Source organism: Streptomyces sp. NPDC007264, from assembly GCF_042869095.1.
Classification (GTDB): Bacteria; Actinomycetota; Actinomycetes; order Streptomycetales; family Streptomycetaceae; genus Streptomyces.
On record NZ_JBIAFD010000011.1, the window covers coordinates 173154 to 197979 of the forward strand.

At 70.1% G+C, this 24826-nt stretch carries 18 protein-coding genes and 1 pseudogene; 11 read left to right on the forward strand and 8 right to left on the reverse strand.

The features are described 5' to 3' along the window. Positions 1-136: 136 nt before the first annotated feature. From ACFYMU_RS20650 to ACFYMU_RS20675, 6 genes are all read left to right on the forward strand, one after another. A complete protein-coding gene (locus tag ACFYMU_RS20650; protein ID WP_388374886.1) occupies positions 137-925 on the forward strand; it encodes an ABC transporter ATP-binding protein in 789 nt (262 codons plus the stop codon). Further along, entirely contained in the window at positions 922-3501 is a 2580-nt protein-coding gene (locus tag ACFYMU_RS20655; protein WP_388374889.1) for an ABC transporter permease, read from the forward strand. Before ACFYMU_RS20650 ends, ACFYMU_RS20655 begins: the two co-directional genes overlap by 4 nt. Before the next feature lie 324 nt (positions 3502-3825). Next, a complete protein-coding gene (mfd, locus tag ACFYMU_RS20660) occupies positions 3826-7365 on the forward strand; it encodes a transcription-repair coupling factor (RefSeq protein WP_388374891.1) in 3540 nt (1179 codons plus the stop codon). A gap of 161 nt (positions 7366-7526) precedes the next feature. Next, entirely contained in the window at positions 7527-7982 is a 456-nt protein-coding gene (locus ACFYMU_RS20665; protein ID WP_388374894.1) for a hypothetical protein, read from the forward strand. Between the two features lie 10 nt (positions 7983-7992). Continuing rightward, positions 7993-8763 (forward strand): HNH endonuclease family protein, encoded by a 771-nt coding sequence (locus tag ACFYMU_RS20670; protein WP_388374897.1) that lies wholly within the window; start codon positions 7993-7995, stop codon positions 8761-8763. Positions 8764-8836: 73 nt separating this feature from the next. Beyond that, the gene (locus ACFYMU_RS20675) at positions 8837-9832 is read left to right on the forward strand and encodes a tetratricopeptide repeat protein (protein WP_388374900.1); all 996 of its coding nucleotides are present in this window, start codon (positions 8837-8839) and stop codon (positions 9830-9832) included. 31 nt (positions 9833-9863) lie between these two features. On the opposite strand, the gene ACFYMU_RS20680 is transcribed toward ACFYMU_RS20675, so the two are convergent. Both ACFYMU_RS20680 and ACFYMU_RS20685 read right to left on the reverse strand, forming a co-directional pair. Then, positions 9864-10574 (reverse strand): recombinase family protein, encoded by a 711-nt coding sequence (locus ACFYMU_RS20680; RefSeq protein ID WP_388374903.1) that lies wholly within the window; start codon positions 10572-10574, stop codon positions 9864-9866. Positions 10575-10576: 2 nt separating this feature from the next. Next, positions 10577-10732: a hypothetical protein gene (locus ACFYMU_RS20685; protein ID WP_388374905.1), complete on the reverse strand. Its 156-nt coding sequence runs from the start codon at positions 10730-10732 to the stop codon at positions 10577-10579. A gap of 278 nt (positions 10733-11010) precedes the next feature. Here ACFYMU_RS20685 and ACFYMU_RS20690 point away from each other — a divergent pair, with 278 nt between their 5' ends. Next, a complete protein-coding gene (locus tag ACFYMU_RS20690) occupies positions 11011-12009 on the forward strand; it encodes a hypothetical protein (RefSeq protein ID WP_388374908.1) in 999 nt (332 codons plus the stop codon). A gap of 46 nt (positions 12010-12055) precedes the next feature. Here ACFYMU_RS20690 and ACFYMU_RS20695 read toward each other — a convergent pair whose 3' ends face one another. After that, positions 12056-15064 carry a Tn3 family transposase gene (locus tag ACFYMU_RS20695; protein WP_388374910.1) on the reverse strand — a complete coding sequence of 1003 codons (3009 nt, stop codon included), beginning with the start codon at positions 15062-15064 and terminating at the stop codon, positions 12056-12058. A 178-nt stretch (positions 15065-15242) separates the two neighbouring features. Between ACFYMU_RS20695 and ACFYMU_RS20700 the strand changes: the two genes are divergently transcribed. Further along, positions 15243-15542 carry a hypothetical protein gene (locus tag ACFYMU_RS20700; RefSeq protein ID WP_388374913.1) on the forward strand — a complete coding sequence of 100 codons (300 nt, stop codon included), beginning with the start codon at positions 15243-15245 and terminating at the stop codon, positions 15540-15542. Between the two features lie 70 nt (positions 15543-15612). On the opposite strand, the gene ACFYMU_RS20705 is transcribed toward ACFYMU_RS20700, so the two are convergent. The 3 genes from ACFYMU_RS20705 to ACFYMU_RS20715 all read right to left on the reverse strand — a co-directional run bounded on the left by ACFYMU_RS20705 (position 15613) and on the right by ACFYMU_RS20715 (position 19540). Continuing rightward, entirely contained in the window at positions 15613-16212 is a 600-nt protein-coding gene (locus ACFYMU_RS20705; RefSeq protein WP_388374915.1) for a DUF6262 family protein, read from the reverse strand. Beyond that, complete coding sequence (locus ACFYMU_RS20710; protein WP_388374917.1) at positions 16209-18050, reverse strand: tyrosine-type recombinase/integrase; 1842 nt, start codon at positions 18048-18050, stop codon at positions 16209-16211. The genes ACFYMU_RS20705 and ACFYMU_RS20710 overlap by 4 nt, the downstream gene beginning before the upstream one ends. A 359-nt stretch (positions 18051-18409) precedes the next feature. Continuing rightward, positions 18410-19540 carry a tyrosine-type recombinase/integrase gene (locus ACFYMU_RS20715; RefSeq protein WP_388374920.1) on the reverse strand — a complete coding sequence of 377 codons (1131 nt, stop codon included), beginning with the start codon at positions 19538-19540 and terminating at the stop codon, positions 18410-18412. A 123-nt stretch (positions 19541-19663) separates the two neighbouring features. On the opposite strand from ACFYMU_RS20715, the pseudogene ACFYMU_RS20720 reads away from it, so the two are divergent. Continuing rightward, positions 19664-20086: pseudogene (locus tag ACFYMU_RS20720) on the forward strand (HNH endonuclease family protein); the annotation flags it as partial. Positions 20087-20175: 89 nt separating this feature from the next. Here the strand turns inward: ACFYMU_RS20720 and ACFYMU_RS20725 are convergent. Continuing rightward, positions 20176-20925, reverse strand: coding sequence for a hypothetical protein (locus tag ACFYMU_RS20725; RefSeq protein ID WP_388374923.1), 750 nt, complete (start codon positions 20923-20925; stop codon positions 20176-20178). 91 nt (positions 20926-21016) lie between these two features. After that, on the reverse strand, positions 21017-21727 hold the full coding sequence (locus tag ACFYMU_RS20730; protein WP_388374925.1) for a hypothetical protein: 711 nt from the start codon (positions 21725-21727) through the stop codon (positions 21017-21019). Between the two features lie 238 nt (positions 21728-21965). Between ACFYMU_RS20730 and ACFYMU_RS20735 the strand changes: the two genes are divergently transcribed. Together ACFYMU_RS20735 and ACFYMU_RS20740 are read left to right on the forward strand one after the other, a co-directional pair. Continuing rightward, positions 21966-23990 carry an N-6 DNA methylase gene (locus tag ACFYMU_RS20735; protein WP_388374928.1) on the forward strand — a complete coding sequence of 675 codons (2025 nt, stop codon included), beginning with the start codon at positions 21966-21968 and terminating at the stop codon, positions 23988-23990. Positions 23991-24210: 220 nt separating this feature from the next. Beyond that, positions 24211-24798: a hypothetical protein gene (locus ACFYMU_RS20740; RefSeq protein WP_388374930.1), complete on the forward strand. Its 588-nt coding sequence runs from the start codon at positions 24211-24213 to the stop codon at positions 24796-24798. The last annotated feature ends 28 nt before the right edge of the window (positions 24799-24826 follow it).

Genomic DNA, 24826 nt, shown 5'->3' on the forward strand with positions numbered 1-24826 from the left:
CGGGCACCAGGGCGCCGGACCCCTCGCGGACCCGAGACTCGTGGAGCGGGGCGTCGCTGCGGTCCGGCCGCACGGGGGCGTCAGCCGTAGCCCGCTCACCCTGCTTCATCACCGAACCGACATGAGGAGACTCACCATGACATCGGCCGTGACCATTCCCAGGCACGGGGGCACTGGAGGGCGTACGGCCGTTGCCGCGCGGGCGCGCCAGGTCGTCAAGGCGTACGGCGCGGGGGAGACCCGTGTCGTCGCACTCGACCACGTCGACGTGGACATCGCCCGCAGCCAGTTCACCGCCATCATGGGCCCCTCGGGGTCCGGCAAGTCCACGCTCATGCACTGCCTCGCCGGACTCGACACCGTGACGAGCGGCCAGATCTTCCTGGACGAGACCGAGATCACCGGCCTCAAGGACAAGAAGCTCACGCAGCTGCGCCGGGACCGGATCGGTTTCATCTTCCAGGCGTTCAACCTGCTGCCGACGCTGAACGCGATCGAGAACATCACGCTTCCCATGGACATAGCGGGCCGCAAGCCGGACCGCGCCTGGCTGGAGCAGGTCGTGGAGACCGTGGGCCTGGCCGACCGGCTCAAGCACCGTCCCACCCAGCTCTCCGGCGGCCAGCAGCAGCGCGTCGCCGTGGCCCGGGCACTGGCCGCCCGGCCCGAGATCATCTTCGGTGACGAGCCGACCGGGAACCTCGACTCGCGGGCCGGCGCCGAGGTGCTGGGCTTCCTGCGCCGCTCCGTCGACGAGCTGGGCCAGACCATTGTGATGGTCACGCACGACCCGGTAGCCGCCTCGTACGCCGACCGTGTGCTGTATCTGGCCGACGGCCGGATCGTCGACGAGATGCACCAGCCCACCGCGGACCAGGTCCTGGACCGCATGAAGGACTTCGACGCCCGGGGGCGCACGTCATGACCGTCCTGAAGACCTCCATGCGCAACTTCTTCGCGCACAAGGGACGCATGGCCCTGTCGGCGATCGCGGTGCTGCTGTCGGTGGCCTTCGTGTGCGGCACGCTGGTGTTCACGGACACCATGAACACGACGTTCGACAAGCTGTTCGCGGTGACGTCGTCGGACGTCACGGTCAGCGCGAAGGGCGCCTCGGACAGCGGTGAGACGACCTCCGACAACGGCAGGCCGCCGGTCATGCCGGCCTCGGCGCTCGGCGAGGTCCGCCGGGCGCAGGGCGTGCGGTCGGCCGAGGGGACGGTGTTCTCCACGTCCGTGACCGTCGTCGACGCCGACAAGAACAGCCTGTCCCCCAAGAGCGGCGCGCCGACCATCGTCGGCAGCTGGAACGGCAACGACGCCCGCACCATGAAGATCAGCTCCGGTGCGGCGCCCGAGGGCCCGGACCAGATCATGGTCGACGCGGACACCGCCAAGAAGCACCACCTGAAGCTCGGCGACGAGATCGGCGTGATCAGCGCGGTCGGCACGCACCGGGCGAAGGTCTCCGGGACCGCCGCCTTCACCGTCACCAACCCCGGTGCCGCGATCTTCTACCTGGACACCAGGACCGCCCAGGAGGCCCTCGTCGGGCGCACCGGCGTCTACACGAACATCAACGTCACGGCGGGCCAGGGCGTCAGCGACGTGCAGCTGAAGAAGAACGTGGTGGCCGAACTCGGCGGCGCCTACAAGGTGCAGACCGCCAAGGAGACCGCGGACGCCAACCAGAAGGACGTCGAGAGCTTCCTGAGCGTCATGAAGTACGCGATGCTCGGATTCGCCGGGATCGCCTTCCTGGTCGGCATCTTCCTCATCATCAACACCTTCTCGATGCTGGTCGCCCAGCGGACCCGGGAGATCGGTCTGATGCGGGCGATCGGCTCCTCCCGCGGGCAGGTCAACCGGTCGGTGCTCGCCGAGGCCCTGCTGCTCGGCGTGTTCGGGTCCGTGCTCGGTGTCGGCGCGGGCGTCGGCATCGCCGTCGGGCTGATGAAGCTCATGGGCTCCATGGGCATGCATCTGTCGACCGACGACCTGACGGTCGCCTGGACGACCCCGGTGGTCGGGCTCGCCCTGGGCGTGGTCGTCACGGTCCTGTCCGCGTATCTGCCGGCCCGCCGTGCGGGCAAGGTGTCCCCGATGGCCGCGCTGCGCGACGCGGGCGCCCCGGCGGACGCGAAGGCGGGCCGGATACGGGTCCTGGTGGGGCTGGTCCTCACCGCCGCAGGCGGCTGCGGCCTCTACCTCGCCGCCAACGCCGGCAAGGCCGCCCAGGGCTCGCTGTGGCTCGGCGCGGGCGTGGTGCTGACCCTCATCGGCTTCGTGGTCATCGGCCCGCTGCTGGCCTCCGGCCTGGTCCGGGCGCTCGGCGCGGTCGTCCTGCGGATCTTCGGCCCGGTCGGGCGGATGGCCGAGCGCAACGCCCTGCGCAACCCTCGCCGTACCGGCGCGACCGGCGCCGCCCTGATGATCGGTCTCGCGCTGGTGGCGTGCCTGTCGGTGGTCGGCTCCTCCATGGTGGCCTCCGCGACCGACCAGCTCGACAAGACCGTCGGCACGGACTTCATCATCCAGAGCGACAACGGGCAGCTGGTCACACCGCAGGCGGTCCAGGCCGTGAAGGCGACACCGGGCCTCGAACGGGTCACGGAGTACAAGTCGACCCAGGCCGACTTCACCACGCCCGACGGCAAGACGCTCAAGGACACCGGGATCACGGCCGCCGACCCCACCTACGCGACCGACCTGCGCACCAAGACGGTCGCCGGGAACCTCGCGGACGCCTACAAGCCCGACTCGATGTCCGTCCACGAGAAGTTCGCCGAGGACCACGGCATCCACCTCGGCTCCCGCATCGCCGTCGCCTTCAAGGACGGCTCCCGGGCCGAGCTGACGGTCCGCGCGATCACCAGTGACGACGTCGTCATCGACAAGGGCGCGATGTACACGTCGATCTCGACGCTCGCCCGGTACGTGCCGGCCGACAAGATGCCGCTCGACCAGCTGGTCTTCGCCACCGCCGAGGACGGGCGGCAGACCCCGGCGTACAAGGCGCTGAAGGCGGCGCTGCACGACTACCCGCAGTACACCGTCCGCGACCAGACCGACTACAAGCAGGCGCTGAAGGACCAGATCGGCCAGCTGCTGAACATGATCTACGGCCTGCTCGCCCTGGCGATCATCGTCGCGATCCTCGGCGTGGTGAACACCCTGGCCCTGTCCGTGGTGGAGCGCACACGGGAGATCGGCCTGATGAGGGCGATCGGCCTCTCGCGCCGCCAGCTGCGCCGGATGATCCGCCTGGAGTCGGTGGTGATCGCCCTCTTCGGCGCCCTCGTGGGCCTCGGCCTGGGCATGGGCTGGGGTGCGACGGCCCAGAAGCTCCTGGCCCTGCAGGGCCTGAAGGTCCTGGAGATCCCGTGGGGCACGATCACGGCGGTCTTCATCGGTTCGGCGTTCGTGGGCCTGTTCGCCGCCCTCATCCCGGCGTTCCGCGCGGGCCGGATGAACGTACTGAACGCGATCGCGACCGAATGACCACCGGGGCGCCCGGGCCGCCTGCCGGGCGCCCGGGCGGGGAGTACCGGGGACACGGGGGAAAGCCCGGCGTCGGGGAGCACCGACTCCCCGACGCCGGGCGGAGGCGTGTACAGCCCGTCCGGCGTTCGAGGACGAGGCCGTTCAGGCCGACAGGGGGTCTGGGGGCGCACCCCCACGGCGGTCACTCCGCCCCCGGCAGGACGGACCTTGCCCACAGGCCCCGCCACCCGCAGGCGGGGCGTCGTACGCTGGACAGCCCCGGCCTCCGAATTTTTCGCGGCCGGGTGTTCGTGTTGCCCACCCGGGACGGGATGCCCCTTCATGAGCCTGCACGGTCTGCTCGACGCCGTCGTCAAGGACGCCGCACTCGCGGAAGCGGTGAAGGCCGCGACCGACGGCAACCGGATGCACGTCGACCTGGTCGGCCCTCCGGCGGCGCGCCCGTTCGCGGTGGCCGCGCTGGCCCGCGACGCGGACCGGCCGGTCCTGGCGGTGACCGCGACGGGACGCGAGGCCGAGGACCTCGCCGCAGCGCTGCGCTCCCTGCTGCCGCCGGACGCGGTGGTGGAGTACCCGTCGTGGGAGACCCTCCCGCACGAGCGCCTGAGCCCGCGCAGCGACACCGTCGGCCGCCGCCTCGCCGTGCTCAGGAGACTCGCCCACCCGACCCCGGACGACTCGGAGACCGGCCCCGTCTCGGTGGTCGTCGCCCCGGTCCGCTCGGTGCTCCAGCCCCAGGTCAAGGGGCTGGGCGACCTGGAGCCGGTCGCCCTGCGCACAGGCCGGCAGGCAGATCTCGGCGAGGTCGTGGACGCCCTGGCCGCCGCGGCGTACGCCCGGGTGGAGCTGGTCGAGAAGCGCGGCGAGTTCGCGGTGCGCGGCGGCATCCTGGACGTCTTCCCGCCCACCGAGGAACACCCCCTGCGCATCGAGTTCTGGGGCGATGACGTCGAGGAGATCCGCTACTTCAAGGTCGCCGACCAGCGCTCCCTGGAGGTCGCCGAGCACGGCCTGTGGGCCCCGCCGTGCCGCGAGCTGCTGCTCACGGACGACGTGCGCCGCAGGGCCGCAGCGCTCGCCGAGCGCCACCCCGAGCTGGGCGAGCTGCTCGGCAAGATCGCCGAGGGCATCGCGGTCGAGGGCATGGAGTCGCTGGCGCCGGTGCTCGTCGACGACATGGAGCTGCTCCTGGACGTGCTGCCCGCGGGCGCCATGGCGGTCGTGTGCGACCCGGAGCGCGTCCGCACCCGCGCGGCGGACCTGGTGGCGACGTCGCAGGAGTTCCTGCAGGCGTCCTGGGCGGCCACGGCGGGCGGCGGCGACGCGCCGATCGACGTCGGCGCGGCCTCCCTGTGGCCCCTCGCGGACGTCCGGGACCGGGCGCGCGAGCTGGGCATGATGTGGTGGTGCGTGTCGCCGTTCGCGGCCGACGACGACCTGGCCGCGGTGGACGGGGACACCCTCAAACTCGGTATGCGCGCCCCGGAGACCTACCGCGGCGACACCGCCAAGGCACTCGCCGACACCAAGGGCTGGCTGGCCGACGGCTGGCGCACGGTCTTCGTGACGGAGGGCCACGGACCGGCGTCCCGCACGGTCGAGGTGCTGGGCGGCGAGGGCGTCGCGGCCCGGCTCGACGTCGACCTCGGCCGGCTGTCGCCGTCGGTGGTCCACGTGGCGTGCGGCTCGATCGAGTACGGCTTCGTGGACCCGGCCCTCAGACTCGCGGTCCTCACGGAGACCGACCTGTCCGGCCAGAAGGCGGCCGGACGCGACGGCACCCGCATGCCGGCCCGCCGGCGCAAGACGATCGACCCGCTGACCCTGGAGCCGGGCGACTACATCGTGCACGAGCAGCACGGCGTGGGCCGCTACATCGAGATGGTGCAGCGCACGGTGCAGGGAGCGACCCGCGAGTACCTGGTGGTGGAGTACGCCCCGGCCAAGCGCGGCCAGCCCGGCGACCGGCTCTACATCCCGACCGACCAGCTGGAACAGATCACCAAGTACGTCGGCGGTGAGGCCCCGACCCTGCACCGCCTGGGCGGCGCCGACTGGACGAAGACGAAGGCGCGCGCCAAGAAGGCGGTCAAGGAGATCGCCGCCGACCTCATCAGGCTGTACTCGGCCCGCATGGCGGCCCCCGGCCACGCCTTCGGCTCGGACACGCCGTGGCAGCGGGAACTGGAGGACGCGTTCCCGTACGCGGAGACGCCCGACCAGCTCACCACGATCGCCGAGGTCAAGGACGACATGGAGAAGTCGGTCCCGATGGACCGCCTGATCTGCGGCGACGTGGGCTACGGCAAGACGGAGATCGCCGTGCGGGCCGCCTTCAAGGCGGTGCAGGACGGCAAGCAGGTCGCGGTCCTCGTCCCCACCACCCTGCTGGTGCAGCAGCACTTCGGCACGTTCGGCGAGCGCTACGCACAGTTCCCGGTGAACGTACGGGCGCTGTCCCGCTTCCAGACGGACACGGAGGCGAAGGCGGTCCTGGAGGGCCTGCGGGACGGCTCGGTCGACGTCGTCATCGGCACGCACCGGCTGTTCTCGGCGGAGACCAAGTTCAAGGACCTGGGCCTGGTCATCGTGGACGAGGAGCAGCGTTTCGGCGTCGAGCACAAGGAGCAGCTGAAGAAGCTGCGCGCGAACGTGGACGTCCTGACGATGTCCGCGACCCCGATCCCCAGGACCCTCGAAATGGCCGTGACCGGCATCCGCGAGATGTCCACGATCACCACACCGCCGGAGGAGCGGCACCCGGTGCTCACCTTCGTGGGGCCGTACGAGGAGAAGCAGATCGGCGCCGCCGTCCGCCGCGAACTGCTGCGCGAGGGCCAGGTCTTCTACATCCACAACCGGGTGGAGTCGATCGACCGGGCCGCGGCGCGGCTGCGCGAGATCGTCCCGGAGGCCCGTATCGCCACCGCCCACGGCCAGATGTCGGAGCAGACGCTGGAGCAGGTGGTCGTCGACTTCTGGGAGAAGAAGTACGACGTCCTGGTCTCCACGACGATCGTGGAGTCGGGCATCGACATCTCGAACGCGAACACCCTGATCGTGGAGCGTGGCGACACCTTCGGCCTCTCCCAGCTGCACCAGCTCCGCGGCCGCGTCGGCCGCGGGCGCGAGCGGGGCTACGCGTACTTCCTGTACCCGCCGGAGAAACCGCTCACGGAGACGGCCCACGAGCGCCTGGCGACCATCGCCCAGCACACGGAGATGGGCGCGGGCATGTACGTCGCGATGAAGGACCTGGAGATCCGCGGCGCGGGCAATCTGCTGGGCGGCGAGCAGTCCGGCCACATCGCGGGCGTGGGCTTCGACCTGTATGTGCGGATGGTCGGCGAGGCGGTCGCGGACTACCGGACGTCCCTGGAGGGCGGGGCGCAGGAGGAACCGCCCCTCGAGGTCAAGATCGAGCTCCCGGTCGACGCGCACGTCCCGCACGACTACGCGCCCGGCGAGCGACTGCGCCTGCAGGCGTACCGGGCGATCGCCTCCATCACCACGGAGGAGGACATCACATCGGTGCGCGAGGAACTCGTCGACCGCTACGGCAAGCTTCCGGAGCCGGTCGAGAACCTCCTCCTCGTGGCGGGCCTGCGCATGCTCGCCCGCGCGTGCGGCGTCGGTGAGATCGTCCTCCAGGGCACCAGCATCCGCTTCGCTCCGGTGGAGTTGAGGGAGTCCCAGGAACTGCGGGTCAAGCGGCTGTACCCGGGGACCGTCATCAAGCCGGCGGTGCGCCAGGTGCTGGTGCCGCGCCCCAAGACCGCGAAGGTCGGCGGAAAGCCGTTGGTGGGGCGGCAGTTGCTGGGGTGGGTCGGGGAGTTCCTGACGTCGGTCCTGGGCTCGTAGGCGCACGGCTGGGACACCTCACCACCCCGGGACACGCCCGGCGCGCACCCGCTGCCCGCCGGGCGATGGTATGGACATGACTTCCCGGCGGCTACCGTGGGACCGGGGTGCCCCGGCGTGGGGCGGCTCGGTCGAGCGGCAGGGGCAAGGGGAGGGGTCACGTGATGCGTTCGAGGGGCGGGGTCACCGAGCGCGAGGGCGTCCGGCTCGTCCTGGCGGCCCGCGCCGCGCTGCTCGGTGCGGGGCTGCTGCTCACCGGCTGCGACGGTGGCGGACTTCCTGTCGACGGCTCCCCGTCCGGCTCCGGTGCGCCGGCGGACGACGGGCGCGCGGCGAGTCCGCTGGACAACCCCGACGGCACGAAACCGGGGCTGGCGGCGATCACCTCGGCGGCGGACAGGGCGACGGCGCGCGGGCTGATCGAGAAGGTGGCCACGAAGGGACGCGGCCCCAGGACGGGCTACGACCGGGACGAGTTCGGCTACGCCTGGACGGACTCGGCCCCCGGCGGCGTCCCTTACTCCCACAACGGGTGCGACTCGCGCATTATCTCTATGCCTCGCGCCGTGATGGATCTGTTCTCGCAGCGTATGCAGGGTGTGGTCGGCTGTGCGTAGTGAGAGGCACATGAGTCACAGGACGCTGTGTACTCGCGGGAAGAGGGCCGTGCTGACGGTCGCCGTTGCCGCCGCGCTCGTCGCGGGCTGTGATGACCTGGAGCCGGGCGGAAGTTCCGCAGGGTCCGGACCGGACGTCGCTGACGGGCGCGCGGTGAGCCCACTGGCGAATCCCGACGGGACGAAGCCGGGGCTCGGCGCGCTCACGTCGGAGGCGGACAAGGCGAACGCGCGCAAGCTCGTCGACAAACTCACAGTCAAGGGGCGTGGGCCGAAGACGGGCTACGAACGGGACAAGTTCGGCTATGCGTGGACGGACACGGCGGATGGGGTGCCGCTGGCGAGGAACGGTTGTGACACCCGGAACGACTTGCTGAAACTTCATGGACAGGACGTCGAGTTCCGCAGGGGTTCCGACTGCGTGGTCGTGTCGATGGACCTGTACGACCCGTACACCGGCAAGCACATCGCCTGGAAGAAGGCCAAGGCCACCGAGGTACAGATAGACCACGTGGTGCCGTTGTCGTACGCCTGGCAGATGGGTGCCTCGCGTTGGAGCAAGGAGAAGCGGCAGCAGCTGGCCAACGATGTGCTGAATCTTCTGCCGGTCTCGGGCTCCGCGAACTCCGCCAAGCGCGACTCAGGCCCGGCGTCCTGGCTGCCGCCGAACAAGGCGATCCGGTGCTCGTACGCAGTACGGTTCGCGCAGGTGGCCCTCAAGTACGACCTCGCGGTGACGGCGGCGGACAGGGCGACGACGTTGAAGCAGTGCCAGGGCTGACAGCATCACCATGGCTGTCCCGGCCTCGGCGTTGCGGGTTCCCTCTCGGACGTGGTGGCTAAGGTGCGCTGTTGTGGACGCTGCCGATCTCGACCGTCAGGCCCGGACCTTGTCCGGGTGTATTCCTCCACTCCTGGTCTCCCGGCTTCTTGAGATCGGCCACAGCGAAGAGGTGGAGGCCCAAGCCCGTCGCGGGGAATGGTTCTGCGCGCGGGCCTGGGCGCAGCTGCTCAGTGTCCAGGGTCGGCAAGCCGAGGCGCTGGAGGTGCTCTCTCCGTACGTTGCCACTGGCTGGTGGTCGGCAGCACGGACCCAGGCGGAGCTGCTGGAGAGCTGGGGGCGGGCAGAGGAAGCGATTGCGCTGGCCCTGCCGTACGCGAGCGCGGGAGGGCTCCCGTTGGAGTATTTCGCGCGCCTGCTGGCGCGGCACGGTCGTACGGACGAGGCAGTTACTCGGCTGAGCGCAGGAATTGAGGACCGGCTTCTTGCCGCCGCTCTGGTCGACATCGCCGAGGGAGCGGGCCGGGACGAAGACGTCGCCGCGCTGCTGGCTGCCCGTATCCCGGACCAGCACCGCTGTGACAGTCCATGGTGCTGCCACGGTCTCGACCCCGACGACGCCATCGGGCTTCTTGCCACGATCCGCGAACGCCAGGGCCGCGTCGACGAAGCGATCGCCCTGCTGCGCACCCGGTACATCACCTCGGTCAACAACCGGGATCAGCTGGCCGACCTGCTGGCGAGACACGGTCGGATCGAGGAACTGCGCGCGTACGCGGTGACCGATCGTCTCGGTCACGCCGCGCAGCGTCTGGCTGAGGCACTGGAGGAGCGCGGTGACGTGGAAGGCGCGATCGCCGTGTACCGGCAGTCGAGCGACTTGCAGGACTTCCGGTGCCACGGCACGGTGCGACTGGCGGAGCTCCTGGCGCGGCATGGCCGAGGGGGCGAAGCGGTCGATGTGATGCGAGTCCTGGCCGAGGCCCACAACGGGGACGACTGGATCCTGCATACGTGGTCCAACCTGTGCCTCGCACAGGACCGCCCCGAGGAGGCCCTGGAGTCCTAGCCCAGGCACCAGCCGCAAAGTAGCCGGATGATCACGTGCTCACCGCCGTGGCGCCCTGCTCGTCGTGTTCGCGGAGCATCCGCATGACGGTGGCGGGCGAGGGATGCTGTCCCTTCTTCGCGCCCATGGTGATGACGAGCCGCTTGGCGATGTCACGCAGGCTCATCTCCTGATCGCGCAGGTGGAGGGCCATGGAGAGCATGTCGTCGTCGGTGACACCCGCGCCGCCGATGGTCTTGCCGCGTTTGCGGGCGGACTCGTGGCCTTCGAGGGTGCGGTCGCGGATGTACTCGCGCTCCATGCCGGACATGGCCGCAAGCACGGTGAAGACGATGCCGGAGGGGTCGTGCGAGCCCTTCAGCTCCCCGGTGAGGAACTCCAGGCCGACGTCGCTGGCCTTCAGCTCTTCGGCGAGCATGGCCAGTTCGATGCCGCGGCCGAGCCGCTTGTGCTCGTGGACGACGAGAGTCACGGCGACGCTGGAGGAGCGGATCTCACCGGCGAGATTCACGGCGGCCTCTAGCTCGGGGCGCCTGGTGGCACGGGTGGAGATCTTCTCCGAGAAGACGCGGGTGACCCCGGCCTCGGCGAGGGAGTCGAGTTGTGCGTCGAGGGACTGCCGGGCGGTCGAGGCGCGGGCGTATCCGAGGCGGACCTGCCCGACCGGTTCGGCGCCGGCGCGTACGGGCCGGGGCATCTCGGTCCACGCCGAGCCCGGCTTGCGTACGGCGGGGGTCGGCACGCTCAGGGCCTTGGCGAGTTGGGCACGAGGCGGAAGCGGGCGGTGTGGTACTGGATGGCAACCTTGCCCTTGCCGGTCCGGCAAGGGGACCCTGCGGGGGCGGCGCAGGTGAACATCGGACAGTCGTGCGATTCCACGCGCTTGAAGTCGTCGCTCACGACCCCGGACTGTCATGAGGGTGTTTCAGATGTCCAGTTGTTTGCAACAACTCATGAAACATGATCGCCGCAGGTGGACCGTCGGACGGGCGGCTGTTTCATGAGCGACCACCTATGAAACATAGCCAGCCCCGCCCTCTTGAAAGTGGGGCGCGGGGCGTGGCTGGTCCACGCCCCGGGAAAGTGTCCGAATGCCACGCTGAATGTCGCGTGCATGGCGATACTGAAATCCGGGCGCGGGGCCCTGAGGACACTGTGCATTGGAACCGGGGGAGCGCATGGAGACTTCTGAACTGGCGACCATGGCCGTCGCGGTCATGACCGCGACGGCGACCGGCGCGGCGACCGCGGTCGGCCAGAGCGCCGGAACCGCAGTCGCCGATGCCTTACACGCCCGGCTCGCCTCAACGGAGCGGGGGCGCGCGGCCCTGGACACACTGAACCAGGCCCCGGAAGACCCGGCCGCACAGGACACGGCCCGGTCCGTGGTCCAGGAGGAGATCGAGGCGGACCCGGAACTGCGGCGTCAGCTGCAACTGCAGCTGACCGCACCGGGAACGAACGCCACGGGCAGCCTGCTGATCACCGGCAGCCAGGTGTCGCGCAGTTCCATCGCTCTTGGCCCGCTGACCATCAACAACACCCGGGGCGGGCGGGCCGTCATCGCCCTGGTGGCCGCTCTGCTGCTGGCCCTGGTCGTGCTGGCGGTATACGGGGGCACACGGCTGATCATGGTCGACGGCTCCCCCGAGTCGTCGCAGGACGACAGCGCCCGCCATGCCGTGCGAGCCCTGAACGTCAGCGAGGTCAAGCAGGTCGTTCCGGACCTGACGAGCATGCCCTCCGGCTGGGAGAGATCCGACTCCCTCACGGCCGGCAAGGACGAGGACAACGGATGCTCAAGGGCCCAGGCGCGCTTCAACACGAACAACTGGAACGACGGCACCAGCACGAGGACGGTCTGGGCCAAATTCACGGTGTGGTCCTGCCCCAGCGCGGCGCTGACCGCGAAGGGTTTCGAGGAAACCCGGTCGGGCGTCGCCAACAACAACAAGGCGAGGGAGATCTCCCTCCCGGAGCTCGGCGACCAGCGCGCCGCGATCACCCACTACAACATCGACCTCGACGAGACGACAGCCGTCGCCCTGCTCCGCGTCGGCACCGTCCTCGTCGAGCTGGAATACCAGCCGGTGCCCGACAACTCGGGCTGGTCTAGGGAGTTCGAGCAGCTGGCCTCGATGGTCGCCGCCCGCGCCCAACAGGTCCAGAACGCCTGACCCACAGCCTCGTCCATCCGAGAGTCGGTGAGGTCCTGGAAGCCTTTCATCGTGTCTCCGTGCTTGATCGGTCGGCGGCGTTCGTCGGGGTGCGGGGGCGGGGTACCGTGAGCCCCAGGTCGAGCCGCTTGTCCATGTCCAGGCGGAACGTGCCGTACGGGTTGACGTTCGACCAGAACAGCGCGGTCAGGCCGCGCCGGTCTTCGTCACTCAGCTTCTTCGCCCATGCCGGTTCGGCCAGGACCTGCTGCACCAGCAGGGTGTTGACGTGCACGAGCGCAGACTGGAGCAGGTGCAGGGCGAGCATCGAGGTTTCGGCGTGCTCCTTGTCCGGGCCGGTCAGGGCACCGTCCTTGCCGTAGTGGAGCACGGTGTTCGCGCTGTTCCAGTTCTCTACGACCTGGAGCCCGCCGTGGATCTCGCGGCGCAGGCCGGGACTGGCCAGGTAGTCGCAGGCGAAGATCGTGCGCACGGCCCGGCCGAGTTCTTCGAGTGCCTGGTAGGTAGGGTGTTTGGGGCCGCCGCGGGTGAAGCGCCGCAGCACCTGCTCGGCCTCCGCCGTGCGCAGCCGCAGCGCCGTGGCGTACTTCACCATCTGGTCGTATTGCTGCTCGATCAGTTCCCAGCGGATCGGCCTCGTCAGCGAGGCACCGAGCGCGGGCCAGCCGGGCGGGGTGTCGTCCGGGCGGTACAGGCGGATGCTGCCGATGTTCTTCAGCCGCGGCAGCAGGCGGAAGCTGAGCAGTTCGGTGAAGGCGAACCCGACCACGCTCGCGCCATGGGTGTCGACGTAGTTCGACTCGATCTCGGCGTCCGTGCAGTGCCGCAGCAGGCCCTCGATCATCGCGGCGACCTCGGACGACGAACAGCTCTTGAGCTGGGAGTAGATGCAGACGTTCTTCCGCTCCACGTGCCAGTAGATCATCACGCCGTTGCCGCCGTAACGGGCGTGGTACTCGGTCATGAAGTTCGAGGACCAGGACCCGAACTTCTTCGAGTCCGACGCGCACGCGGTGCCGCGGCCCCACCATGCGGTGTCGCGGGCGGCGAAGGTGGCGTTCACCAGCCTGGTGACGGCGGCGCGGAGGTTGTCGACGGTGATGAAGTGCCGGCGCACGTGCCGCAGCGCTGCCTCGCTCTCGCCGTGCTCGCCGGTCGCCACGATCGCCCGGATGCCCATGTTCGTACCCAGCGCAAAAAGGGCCAGCAGCAGGCGGCGCTGGAGGACGTCACGCTCGATACGCTCGTACGCGGCCACCGAGGAGAACTCCTCGGTGAACCCGGTTAGAAAGTCGGCGTTCTTCAGCACGTCCAGGAGGTCCAGGACACCCCAGCTGCGTGCGACCTCCTCCTTGAGGGCCGCCAGACCGGTGGGCTCGGCCAGCGGCTCCAGCTTCGGCACGGTGATCCACGGCTCGCCCTTGCGGGTGGTGACCTTCACCCCGTCCGCCGAGCCGTCGGCGAGCGCGCCGGACAGCTGGTCCAGGCGCGTGGTCATGCGCTTCTTCAGGTCCGCGATGAACGCCCTCGGGTTCAGCGGCTGCCGGATCGCGGCGTAGTGCACGGCGCGGGTGGCCTCGAAGTCACCAGGCAGGTCGTCCTCCGGGTTACGCCAGCGGGCCGCGCCCTCGACGTAGATCTCGCGGCGCCGTACGGCGTCCCGCAGCGCAACCAGAACGCACAGCTCGTACGGGATGCGCTCGACCCTGCTCTTGTCGTCGACGACCGCCTCGCGCCAGTCCTTGCGCACCACGCCGTCCATGGGCACTTCGTCGCCAGCGTCGTAGAAGCGGGTCTTGCCGTCGATATCGGCGTACTTCTTCAGCAGCTTCATCGCGTCCATCACCGGCCGGTAGGCGGTGTTGTTGCACCTGAAACCGAGGGTGTTCAGCAGCGGAGGCAGCATCTGCCGGTAGTACGAGCTGTAGGAGGAGCGCAGGGTGGTGCGGACCTTGGCCTTGAAGACCTTCTCGTTCGCCTTCGCCTCGGCCACCAGCTCGCGGAGCGTCTTCTCCCCGACCACCGGGAACAGGGCCCGGCGTACCACCTCGTCGGGCTTGTCGACGGCGGCTGTGGCCAGTTTGAAGAGGATGCCCTCCTTGCCACGGACCTTCTTCAGCTCGGCCGTCAGCTGCTTCTCCACTCGCCGCTCGGCACGAGCGTTGATCTTGTGGACCAGAGCGACCAGCAAGTCGACCAGGGCATCGGTGATCTCCGCCTGACGGGATGAGCACAGTGCCGCGAGCAGAGTGATCCGTACGTCCTCGCTCGTGTCGCGGAAGTCCGAGGGGTACATCTTGATCGCCCGCGCCCGCCAGGCGGCCACCAGCTTCTCCGAGCAGTCCGTGAACAGCCCGTCGGGCAGTCCGAGCTTGCGCACGTCGTTGAGCTTGGTGATCTCCGTGAGCAGGGAGTCCAGGCCCACCGCGCCCGGGTCGCGCTTGAGCGCGGCCAGCAAGGCGGTCCCCTCCTCGTCGTCCTCGGCCACCAGGGACAACAGTCGGGCCGTGCCTGTCTGGCCCAGGCGGCCGATCGAGCGGGCACAGAACGTCTTCTCCCACTTGCCCCGCGCCGCGACAAGTACCTTCTCGACCCGGGTACGGCCCGGCGGCTCGATCTTCCGAGCCCGGCACTCGACCAGCAGGGCCTCACGCTGCCGGTCCTCCACCAGCTCGACCGGACAGACCTCCACGGCCAGCCACTCGGCCAGCGCCTTCTCGTCCGCGACCGTCGAGGGCCGGAATCCCAGGGCCTCACGGATCTGGTTGCGGTGGTACTCGGCAGTCCGGCCGACCAGCGCGTACTTCGCGAAGTCGGTGGCCGGGACCTTCACCAGATCGGCGACGTACTCCACCGCGGCCGGCGGGACTTCTTCCAGCACATCGGGGAACCGGCCTTCCAACTCGAAGAACTTCAGCAAGAGGCTGAAGCCGAGCCGGGTCGTCCCACTCTTGTTCGCCACCAGGTCCCAGTCGCCGTCTACCAGCGTCCAGCTCGCCAACAGCTCTTCTGGCGACCACTCTTGCCGCACACCCACCCCTTTGGCCTCGATCACTCGATCAGGCCAACGACGACGCCCGGGACGGGGAAACGGGGCTCGTCCGGCTACCCGAGACCTACTTTGCGGCTGGTGTCTGGGCTAGGACTCCGGGGCCGAGGACGGCCTGGCGCACCTCGACGCCCTCGCCGCTGCCCGCGGGGGCGAGGAGGACTGGGACCTGTACTGGATACGGTTGCCGCTCATCGCCGCCCGCGACGGCGTCGATGCAGCGGTCGCACAGGCCTGCTCCCACCCCGAGGGATCCACCTCGTACGCGGCGCCGCACATCGCCGACCTGCTCGTCGGCGCCGGACGCCCCGAGGAAGCTGTTGCCGTTCTCGAACAGCACGCCCCCGAGAACAGCAACGAACTTGCCGGCCACCTCATCGACCTGGGGCGCGTCAACGACGCCGTCGCACTCCTTCAGCAGCGTGATTCCGAGCCGGTCTCACCTGTCCGGACCGGCTCGTTCTTCAACGATCTCCCATTCTGATTCCGCCTCTCACGGCTGCCCGGCAGACAACACTCAAGCCGGACAGCCGCAGGTGGTGGTGGAACGCGAGCTACGGGGACGGAACAGCCCGCATGGCACGGCGCAGACTGGCTCGTGCGGCTGTGAGGTCGTCCTCCGCCTCACGCAGTTGGCCCTCCAGGGCGGCGATCCGATCCCTGGTCTCTGACAGCGCTTGCTCCAGCGTGGTATTCCGCTGCTCGATCTGCTGTACCCGCTCGATCAGCTCGTGCTGGTTCACGCCCTCCAACTCGGCGCCGAGAGAGAGCCTGACCCGGTTACGGAGCCGATCGCGCTCCTTCTTGAGGTCCTTGATCTCTTCGCGGGCCAGTGCAAGGTCCGTCCGCAACCCGGCCGGAGACGCCTGGGACGCTTCTGGAGTGTGGGAGTTCTGACGACCTCGCGTTCGCTGGGCGGAGATGCCGTCCTGAACGGCCTGGTGGACCTGAGGCTGGTTGTAGACGAACCACGTGGACACCGCGGCCTCCCGTGCCACTTGGGTGACGGTGATCCGTCGCCCCGAGCGGAGAAGGGCATCCACGGCGTCGAGTGCACGCCTCGTCTTGTTTTCGCTGTCCTTGGCGCGGCTGACGCGCAGCCGCTCGACCCGGGCGCTCCGGTCGTTGCCGCCGGAAGCAGCAGGAATCTTCATTCCGAGCTCCGTGTCGTCAGTGCCTGCAGAGGGATGAAGGCCGCTGCCGAACGTGCCTTGCGCAGCTCGCGTGAGGCGGATTCGACGGCGGCCCGCTCCTCGGCGGGCAGGGCGTCGAGCTTCCGCCGCATCTCGTCGGCCGACTTCGAGTAGGCGCGGATCTGGTCATCGAGATTGCGTACGACCCAGTCGGCGGCCTCCATCGCGAGGGCGGCTTCCTTGTCGGCTCGCAGGTCCGCGACCTGCTGTTCCAGGGAGGGGAGGTAGGAGGGATCGGGGCGGTAGAAGTCGCATCCGGCGCACTGGAAACGGATGCGGCAGTGCCCGCCGCCCGCCTTGACGTTGCTCGGTTCGGTACAGCCGCCGTACGGAACCCCGACGCTCTCCACCTCGTAGGCGAGGGGATCACTGAAACCGTGGGCTGTGCCGTGCCGGTCGACGGCGAGCGCCGCGACCGTCCGTACGGCCTCCTGTTTACGGGTGAGGGAGACCTTGTAGTAGCCCATGGTCACGTCCAGCGAACGGTGGTCCATGAGTTCCCGCAGGACGTCGGGTCGGGTTCCCGCATCGGCATGGCGCTGGGCGTACGCGTGGCGGAAGCCGTATGGCACGACCTGGGTTCGGTCGTAGGCGAGCGGGGCGCCGTCCTCGTCGAGCCGGTCGTCCAGGAGGTTTGGGATCAGCTCGTCGACCCAGTCGCGGAAGATCCGGTTGCAGAACTGCGCGGCCTTCAGATGCCCGCGGCGTGGACGGTTGCGCTGTCCCGGTGAGGGAAAGAGCCACTGGGCGCAGGCTGGTACGGCCGGTAGCGCATCGAGCTCCTGCCGCCAGGTTTCGACCAGCTGGGCGGTGCTCTCCGAGATCGGCAGCCGACGGCCGTGGCGTCGCCGTTTGTGGTTGTCGTAGATCAGCGTCGGTTTGCCGTCGATCCGCTCCAGGCAGTCGCGGTGCAGGCTGGTGACCTCGCCCGGGCGTCGGCCGGTGTCCCGGAGGACTGCGTAGACCACCTGGTACATTCGTGCGAAGTCGGCGGCCGTCCAGCCGCCGCTCGCGTACCCCGTCGAGGTGCCCAGCAGCCCGAGGTGTGCGTCGAGCTGGGCGATGACATGCTCGGGGATCGCGCGGCCGAGATCGTCCTCGGTCACTTCCACGGCGGCGATGCTGTGGAAGCGGGGGTTGAGCGCGAACCCGCCGGGCACGTGGTCCATCATCCCGGCCTGACGGGCGTATTCCAGGAATGTGCGCCAGTGGCGTAGCAGTGCTCTGCGGTGGCTGGTGGAGTAGTCGTGACCGTCCTCGGGCCGCTTGGTGATGCGGAACATGTCCACTACGGCGTTCATGTCAGCCATGGCGAGGCACTCCGGCTCATCCCCGTGGGGGCGGCCTGCCAGTACGGAGGACGCGATGGTCGCCGCGTAGACGGTCTGCCGTAGGTCCATGACGTTGGGGCGTGCCGTGCGGCCGTACTCCTTGATCAGTTCCCGCAGCCAACGCTGCCGTACCGGACGGAAGTCGATGTCGCCGTGGACAGCGGCATACTTGCGCCCGCGCCCTGCCGTAAGCCCGATGAGGGCGCACTCCCATACGTCGCCCGAGGTCGGATCGGTGCCCTCGAACTCGACGCGTGCGCGTCGGACGTGCAGGAGCACTCCGTTCAGGACGCCGGAGGCCGCAGCCGGAAGCCCGGAGGAGAAGGAGGCGTCCAGGTCGAGGAGCGAGCCGAGTCCGGCTGGGAGGCCGGCCACAATGCGGCGTACCCGCTGGGGGACCAGGCTGATTCCGGCGTCGTCGCGCTGCTGGAGCCCGTAAAGGATCTCCTGGCGGACTGCAGGGGTCACACCCGCGAGCGAGAACTGGGAGACGCCTGGCATCGCCCCGTTCGCGGAGGTGTTGGGCCTGCGGCGGGACGGATCCGGGGTATGCGTGGTGTCGAAGTCCGTGGGGTTCCCCAGGAGGTAGCGAGCTTTCCGGCAGGCGTCGCAACGCGATCCGTTGCTCGCCACATGGGTGGCACAGGCGGCCACCGAACAGATGAAAACGCTGGTCGTCGGGTTGCCGGGATTGGCGGTGAACAGTGCCTGAACGGGGTCCCACTCATCTGTGCGCCAGCCCGACGGGAGGCGTGCCGCGAGCCACGACGGCCACTCCGGGACACCGGGGAAAGAGGGAACGGCAGCGGAGTGGAGGAGCGCAACGGTCATCGCGGCAGCTCCGGCGCGAGACTCTCGACGGCCTCGACGGCTGCGCGGAGATCCTCGTCCTGGGCGTGCAGGTACACGGCGGTGCTCGCCGAGGACGCATGCCCCAGGAGGGCCTGCACGACGTCTGGAGCGACCCCGTTGCGGATCCATCGGGTGGCGGCCGTATGCCGCATCATGTGCGGTCTGGTGGCCAGACCGCAGCGCCTCCCGATACGTTCGATCACCTGCTTGGCGTTGGAGTACGACAGGGGGCGTCCCGTGTGGACGCCGACGAGGTTGATGAAGACGTAGTCGCAGTCGGCGGAGCCAGCCACCTGTTCACGCTCGGCGAGATGATCGCGATATCGATGCACCACTTCCGGTGTGAGCGGGACCATGCGAGAGCGCCCGGCCTTGGCCCGTGCCCCGTTGATGTTGTCCTGCCGCGGCCTGACGTGCAGGTGCGCGCCGCCGGTCCGGCAGCCGAGGTGGGTGGAGTCGGGGAGCAGATGTATGTCCTCGCGCCGCAGTCCGAGGGCTTCGCCGATGCGGAGGCCTGCTTCCAGGAGGACGGTCAGCAGCAGCCGGTCACGCGCGGTGCGAGCGGCGTCGAGGATCTGATCCGTCTGGGCGCGAGTGAGTGTCTGTGGCGCCCGCCCGACCTCCGGCGCCTTCAGAACGCGGGCTTTGACCATCAGGTGCTGGCCGCCCTCGCCGGGATCGAAGCCGACCGGGGCGTGGGCGAGGAAGCGTGGCTCGCTGAGACGCGCGGCGACTTCGTGGGTCACGTGTCCCTGGACGGCGCAGAAGCGGAGGAACTCGCAGACCGCGGTGAGCGTGGCGTTGACCGTCTTGCCGGTCGGAGGCCGCCCGTACCGGGTCGGTGTCCGCTCGACGTGGAACTTGAACAGGCTCATGTCTCCGAGCCCGACGCTCTTCCAGCCGGCGCCTCGCTCCGTGCACCAGTTGAGGAAGCGACCGATTCTGGGGATGTAAGCGCGCTGTGTCTGCGGTGACCGCCCGGCTCCGCGCAGGTACAGAGAGAACTCGCGGGCCTCGGGGTGAGGCGCGTAAGTCTCCTCGTCGACCAGGAGCCAGGTGATCTCGCCGGTGGTAGGCGACACGGCCTTCTCTGCACGTAACGTCACGGAATCTGCTTCCTGTCTCCGATGTCACTCATGTGCCTCATGGCATGACTGATAACGGCGAGCGACAAGAAGGGGTTACGGCTGTGCCTCATGTGCATCGAGCTCAGGAGGAAGATAGAGATAACGCGCAACGATCTGCTGAAGCGCGACGGGGAGAAGGTCCGTTTCCGGGCCGGCTCGGACTGCGTCGTCGTCTCCATGACGCTGCACGACCCGTACACCGGCAAGACGATCCGGTGGACGAAGTCCCGTGCCGCGACGGTGCAGATCGACCACGTCATGCCGCTCTCGTACGACTGGCAGATGGGCGCCTCGCGCTGGACGAAGGGCAAGCGCGAGGACATCGCCAACGACCCGCTCAACCTGGTCCCGGTGGACGGCCCCGCCAATGGCGCCAAGGGTGACTCGGGTCCGGCCGCCTGGCTGCCTCCGAACAGGCGGATCCGCTGCTCCTACGCGGTGCGCTTCGCGCAGGTGTCGCTGAAGTACGGCCTTCCCGTCACCGCCGCGGACAAGGCGGCCATGCTGACGCAGTGCGGTGGATGAGGGCGCCCGCGCGGTTCCCCGCCGGCTGACGGGAAGCGCGCGGGCCGTGTGCGCCGGAGTCCGGGCGGTGCCGTGCCGCCCGGCTCGTCTCAGCCGCCCAGCGCGTCCAGGTCGAGGACCTTGCCCTTGGGCGCGTCGGCCGCGACCGGCTTCTCGTAGTCGGTGAAGGTGACGGCGCCCGGGTCCTTCGGGGAGGTGCTGGTGACCTTCAGGAGGTAGGGCTTGCCCTGCGTGGCGACGTACAGCGTGTAGCGGTCCTTGCCGTCCTTCTCGTGCAGGACGATCGCCGGGGTGCCGTCGACCGTGGTGGTCGCGCCGCGGGTCGCGTCGGAGTTCACGTCCTCGGCGCCGGCCAGCACCGTGTCCAGGTCGCAGAAGCCCGCGATGTCCTTGGCGTCCTTGCCCGTCGCCGACATCTTGGTCCACTTCCCGGCCAGCATGCCCACGACCGCGTCCGTGTCGGCCTTGGACTCGCCCTTGCTCTGCGCGCGCAGGAACGCTTCGTCGTACTTCATGTAGACGGTGTCGCCGGTCTTGATCAGGTCGGCCTTGCCCTGTCCGCCCATGCCGAGCGTCCCGGCGCACTCGCCCTTCTTGTCGAGGGCCATGTCGATGTGGATCGTGCCCTTGCTCTGGTCGTCGGGCACGTCCCCCGTCATACGCAGCGAGCCGGCCCCGGTGGTGGCCTTCACGGCCCGGTCGGCGATCTCGCCGCCGGTCATCCCGGGGAACGGGCCCTTGGGCTTGTCGGAGGCGCTGTTCTGGCCGGACAGACAGCCGGTGAGTCCCGTGGTGGCCGCGGCGGTGAGGCAGAGGGCGGCGAGTACGGTGCGACGCATGGCAGTTCCTAGGGGTGAGAGACATGAGGTGGGGTGGAGGGGTGGACGCCGCGGGGGCGGCGTCCACCCGGGCCCTGAGGGCGGGGGAGGGTCAGGACGTCCTCGTCCAGTCCTGGCAGCCCGTGGTCTTGAAGTAGGCGTCCTTCGCGCTGACCGTGACGACGGCGGTTCCGGTCACGTTGTCGTTCGCCGCGATGGAGTCGATGGAGTGCAGGGCGTCCTTCGTGCGCTCCCAGTAGCACGAGTCGTCCTTGTTGCCGGGGGATCTGTACGTGCCGGGAGCGATGTCGACGCCGACCCGGTACATCCCGCCGTCGCCCTTGACGCGTGAACCGGAGGGCGAGCCCGCGGCCTTGGGGTCGACGGCCTCCCAGTCCGCGCAGTCCCTCGACGTGAAGAGCTTGTCGGTGGCCTTGACGGTCACGTAACTCGTGCCGGTGACGTTGTCGTTGGCGAGCAGGGAGTCGATCTCGCCCGAGGCGTCCTTGGCCCGCTCCCAGTAGCACATGCCGTCGGTGTTGCCGGTGGTCCGGTACGTGCCGGGCCGGATGTCCTTGCCGACCTGGTAGCTGCCGTCGCCGCCGAACGCCGGCCGGGCGGCCTTCTCCTTCTTGCCGCCCTTGCCACCCTTGCCACCCTTGCCACCCTTGTCGCCGTTGTGGCCCGTGGCGCCCCGGGCCGTGGACGCGGACGACCCCTTGCCGCCGTCCTTGGCCCCCTCGGTGCCCGCGTTCGCCGACACCACGCCGATGACGACGACGCCGATGACGGCTCCCAACGCGATCTTCCCCTTCATGCCCATGGCACGTCCCCTCCCCGGTCGACCGGATCCGCCCGCTCGGCGAATCGCTCGTTCGCTGGGTCAATAAGAGCAGAGCCTGTGAACCGAGTCAACACGATTCACGCTCGGATGTGTGTACACGCTCGTGAAGCGATGAATCCAGCGCGCCTCGGTATGCTCGACGCCACAGGGCGAGGGGTGCCGCAGACCAAGGCGCCCGCAACGCAGGCGCCGCACAGGGCAGAGGGGAGCCGGGCCGGTGCAGGAGAACGGGACAGAGGTGACCGCCGCCGGGATCGCCCGGATGGCAGGGGTCGGCCGTGCCGCCGTCAGCAATTGGCGCCGCCGCCACGCCGATTTCCCCAAACCGGTCGGCGGCACCGAGACCAGTCCCTCCTTCGCGCTCGGCGAGGTCGAGGAGTGGCTGCGCCGCCAGGGCAAGCTCGCCGAGGTGCCGCTGCGGGAACGGGTCTGGCAGCAGCTCGCCGGCCACCCCGCCGGTCCGGTCACCGCCCTCGTTCACACGGGCTGTGTCCTCGTCCTCGTCCGCGACCGGCCCACGGTCTGGAAGGAGGCGAGCTCCGGCCCCGACGAACTGCTCGCCCGACTGCTGCCCACCGCCCTGGAGCAGGTGCTCACCCCCCGCTTCGGCGCGCTCCGCAGGCCCGCCGTGCCCGTCCCGACCCCGGCGCAGCTGCTGCCGTCGGCGCCGCTCCTGCGCGCCGCCGCCGACCTCGCCGCGGACCTGGGCGCCCGCGACGCCTACGAGTTCCTGCTCGGCCGGCACCTCGACGCCAACCCGCGCCAGTACACGCTCACTCCGGGCGACCTGGCCGCCCTGATGGCCGACCTCGCCGGGCCTGCCCGCACCGTCCTCGACCCGGCCTGCGGCACCGGCGCCCTGCTGCGTGCCGTCGCCCCCGCGTCCGACCAGGAGCTGTACGGCCAGGACGACGACCCCGGCCTCGCCGCGCTCACCGCGCTGCGCCTCGCGCTGCACAGCAGGGCCGCCGTCCGCACCGCCGCCGGAGACAGCCTCAGGGCGGACGCGTTCGACAGCGTCAGGGCCGACGTGGTGCTGTGCCACCCGCCGTTCAACGAGCGCAACTGGGGCCACGACGAACTCGCCTACGACCCTCGCTGGGAGTACGGCTTCCCGGCCCGCACGGAGTCCGAACTCGCCTGGGTGCAGCACGCCCTGGCCCGTCTCGAGGACGGCGGCACCGCCGTCCTGCTGATGCCGCCCGCCGCCGCCTCCCGGCGCTCGGGCCGCCGCATCCGCGCCGATCTGCTGCGCCGCGGCGCTCTGCGCGCCGTGATCGCACTGCCGGTGGGCGCGGCGCCGCCGTACAACATCCCGCTGCACCTGTGGGTGCTGCGCCGCCCCGAGCAGGCGCCCGTGCAGCCCGAGGTGCTGCTCACCGACGCCGGCGCCCTCGCCCCCGAGGGGCGCGGCGGCCCCGACTGGCAGAGCGTGCGCAGCACCGTCCTCGACGCCTGGCGCGCGTTCGTCCGGGCCGGCACCGCACCGGAGGTGCCGGGCGTGAGCCGGTGCGTGCCCGTCATCGAACTCCTCGACGACGATGTCGACCTGGCCCCGGCCCGCCATCTCCCGCCGCCCACGGCCGGCGGCGGCGCCGAGGAGCTCACCGCCCTGCGCGCCCGCCTCGACGAGACCCTCCGCCTCACCACCGACCTCACCCCGCCCGCGGGCGACAGCGGCGGCCCGGCCCGCTGGCCGCTCACCACGATCGGCGAACTCGTCCGCGCCGGCGCCCTGGTGATGCGCACCGGCGGCAACGGCCCGCACACGCGCGTGCTCACCGACCTCGACGTCCTCTCGGGCACCGCACCCTCCGGCACGCTGCCCGAGGCCGGGGAGGAACCGGTCCTCGTCGAGGAGGGCGACGTGGTGGTGCCCGTCCTCGGCGGCGGCGCCGTCGCACGCGTCATCGACCGGGCCACCGCCGGGGCCGCCCTCGGGCGCAACCTGGCGCTGCTGCGCCCCGATCCGGCCGCGCTCGACCCCTGGTTCCTCGCCGGCTTCCTGCGCGGCACCGCCAACAACCGCCAGGCCACCAGCTATGCCTCCACCGCGACCCGTCTCGACGTGCGGCGCCTCCAGCTGCCGCGGCTGCCGCTCGATCAGCAACACCGTTACGGCGAGCGCTTCCGGGCGCTGGCCGCCTTCGAGGACGCGCTGCGCCTGGCGGGACGCCTCGGCGAACGACTTGTGCGCGGGCTGTACGACGGTCTGACGGACGGTACGGTCCCGCCGGCCTGACGCGCCGGGCGCAAGGGCCGTCGTGCGACGCTCCCACGCGACCCGCGCCGCGCCGCCCTCACGCACGCCCCGTCCGCCTTCACCGTCCGTGACGCCGCCCCGTGCCTGCGGTTCGGAACGGCAACGGTTCGGCACATCTCCGGACCATGTGTCCGAGCCGGGCTATACCCTCGGACTCCGACACTCGTACGTCCGTCCTCACCCGGTTCCAGGAGCAGTCATGTACGGCCACGGCGCGGCGCCGCGCACCCGCAGTACGGGCACGGTCATCACCCTGCGCGTGCTGTTCGCCCTCGCCGGATTCCTCACCTGTGGACTGCTCGCCTGCGTCCCGCTGTTCCGGATCGCCGTGATGCGCGGCAAATGGTGGGACTGGCTCCTGGCCTGGGTCAGTCTGCCGGTGGCCATCGTGGGCTTCGCCGTCATCGGCGCCGTCCCGGAGACCGACCCCCGCAGCGACGTGGCGCTGGCCGCCATCCTCCTCCTCGGCGCGATCAGCTGCGCGTGGTTCCTGGTCTTCGACATACGCCACCACCGAGCCCTGCCGCCCATCGGCCCCGCGCCGCACGCCACCGGCTACCAGTCGGGCTACGGCTATCCGCCCGCCGCCCCGTACGGGGTGACGCACTCGCAGACGCCGCCGTCCCCGTACACCCCCGCGCCGCCGCCGCCGCAGCCGCAGCCGCAGCCGCAGCCGCAGCCGCAGCCCCCGCAGCCGCAGCGTCCCGCGCCCGCGCGCATCGACCAGGTGCGGGCCGAGCTCGATGAACTCAGCGACTACCTGCGCAAGCACGAGGACGGCAGGTGAGCGTGGCGACCGGACGCATCGTCGCCGG

Coding starts and splice junctions, on each gene's coding strand:
- ACFYMU_RS20650 (WP_388374886.1), top strand. CDS start 137: ATGACATCGGCCGTGACCATTCCCAGGCACGGGGGCACTGGAGGGCGT.
- ACFYMU_RS20655 (WP_388374889.1), top strand. CDS start 922: ATGACCGTCCTGAAGACCTCCATGCGCAACTTCTTCGCGCACAAGGGA.
- mfd (WP_388374891.1), top strand. CDS start 3,826: ATGAGCCTGCACGGTCTGCTCGACGCCGTCGTCAAGGACGCCGCACTC.
- ACFYMU_RS20670 (WP_388374897.1), top strand. CDS start 7,993: ATGAGTCACAGGACGCTGTGTACTCGCGGGAAGAGGGCCGTGCTGACG.
- ACFYMU_RS20690 (WP_388374908.1), top strand. CDS start 11,011: ATGGAGACTTCTGAACTGGCGACCATGGCCGTCGCGGTCATGACCGCG.
- ACFYMU_RS20705 (WP_388374915.1), bottom strand. CDS start 16,212: ATGAAGATTCCTGCTGCTTCCGGCGGCAACGACCGGAGCGCCCGGGTC.
- ACFYMU_RS20725 (WP_388374923.1), bottom strand. CDS start 20,925: ATGCGTCGCACCGTACTCGCCGCCCTCTGCCTCACCGCCGCGGCCACC.
- ACFYMU_RS20730 (WP_388374925.1), bottom strand. CDS start 21,727: ATGGGCATGAAGGGGAAGATCGCGTTGGGAGCCGTCATCGGCGTCGTC.
- ACFYMU_RS20740 (WP_388374930.1), top strand. CDS start 24,211: ATGTACGGCCACGGCGCGGCGCCGCGCACCCGCAGTACGGGCACGGTC.